This is a genomic window from Actimicrobium sp. CCI2.3 (assembly GCF_035019065.1).
Taxonomy (GTDB): Bacteria; Pseudomonadota; Gammaproteobacteria; order Burkholderiales; family Burkholderiaceae_D; genus Actimicrobium.
Window position 1 is genome coordinate 1 of the sequence record NZ_JASJWR010000076.1, and the last position, 1,566, is coordinate 1,566.

Genomic DNA, 1,566 nt, shown 5'->3' on the forward strand with positions numbered 1-1,566 from the left:
CTAGCAGCCTGTCGGACTTGAACAAGCAAAGCACAGTCAAGACCTGAATTTGCTTAAAAAACAGGCAGAGATATTCAGATATTGCTGATTTTTACGGTTTCCCGCCTTGATTTTCTTGCTTACCCACATTCAGGACGGAGTTTGGCCATCCGTTTCACATTCCATGCCAGACAAACCAGCTGCCATTCGCCACGCACTTTTTGTAAACCACGCAACGAGAATTGGCGAAATCCCATCACCGATTTGATGATGCCGAAGACAGGTTCGACGGTTTGCTTGCGTAAGGCATAGAGCGCTCGCCCAGCTTTCGTCTTCAGACGATGTCGCATTTTATCTGTCGGGCTGGCATTGTCTGGCAATGACGCCGGTTCGCTGTGGCGCTCGCGCCAGTGAGGATGGTGCGCGTCTCGCGCTACCGCGATAAGTGGTTCCAGCCCTGCTTTCTCGCATGCCCGGATGTTCTTTTCACTGCAGAATCCGGTGTCGGCAATCAGGCACGTTACCTCGCCCAGGCTCTGGGACTGCGCCGCCAGAATGGCCAACATGGGTTCAACCTGCTCCTTGTCGTTGGTCGCTTGCGTGACCTGGGTGGCAATGACCAGCATCGTTGCTGCGTCCACACCCGCTTGCGCGTTGTAGGCTTGTTCAAAGCCGCCGCCAGCCGTCGGCATGATGCGGGATTCTTCATCGGTCAGATTGATCTGGTCGCTGTCTTTCGGACCAGCTTCCGGCGGCTTGGGCGGTTTGCGGTTCGACTTCTTGCCCCTGTCCTTTTCCTTGGCTGCACGCTGCGTCATCTTCTCGTCGTACTCTACTTTTTCGCGTTCATAGCGCTCTTGGGCACGTACCGCAATCTTGCGTTTGGCTTCGGCCATGACCGCCAGCCGATCTTCCCGTCGCTTGATTTCCTCGGGCAGGTTCATGCCATCCGGCACATCTGCTTGATCTGCCTTCTCGGCCAAGGCCAGCAGTTCTTGCACTTCTGCTTTGAGCTGGACTTCCAGCTTCCCAATGTGGCCGTGTGAGAGGGCGCTATGGCGTGAGGCGTTGGCGTGCATCTTGGTGCCATCAAGACAGACCGTGCCCATCTTTAGCAATTTCATTTCCTGCGCCAGTGCCAGCACCTGTACAAACAGGGCTTCCAGTTCGCCGAGGAAGCGGCGCCGGAACGTGGCCAAGGTGTCGTGATCAGGATGGCTGCCGGCGCTAATGTAGCGAAACGCCACCGAGTCATAGGTGGCGCGTTCCAGTTTGCGGCTGGAGAATACGCCGGTGGCGTAGCCATACACCAGGATCGCCAGCAGCGTGGCGGGGTGGTAGGCCTTCGAGCCCCGCCCAGCATACTGCCGGGTGAGAGTCGAGATATCCAGTTGATCAACTACTTCAACAACGAACCGTGCCAGATGATCTTCGGACAGCCAATCTTCGAGCGACGGCGGCAACAAGTAATCGGTTTTGCGATCAGTAAGGATGAAATTCGTCATCGTGAAAAGCGCTGGTGTGGATACCTAGAATTTTCCCACGACGATTCATGCCGTGGGTTGAAGTCCGACAAACTGCTAGGCC

The 1,566-nt window shown here is 55.9% G+C and carries 1 protein-coding gene; it reads right to left on the reverse strand.

Annotation, left to right across the window (positions count from 1 at the left end):
• Positions 1-119: 119 nt before the first annotated feature.
• Entirely contained in the window at positions 120-1,484 is a 1,365-nt protein-coding gene (locus QN370_RS20495) for an IS1182 family transposase (protein WP_322125541.1), read from the reverse strand.
• Positions 1,485-1,566 lie beyond the last annotated feature (82 nt).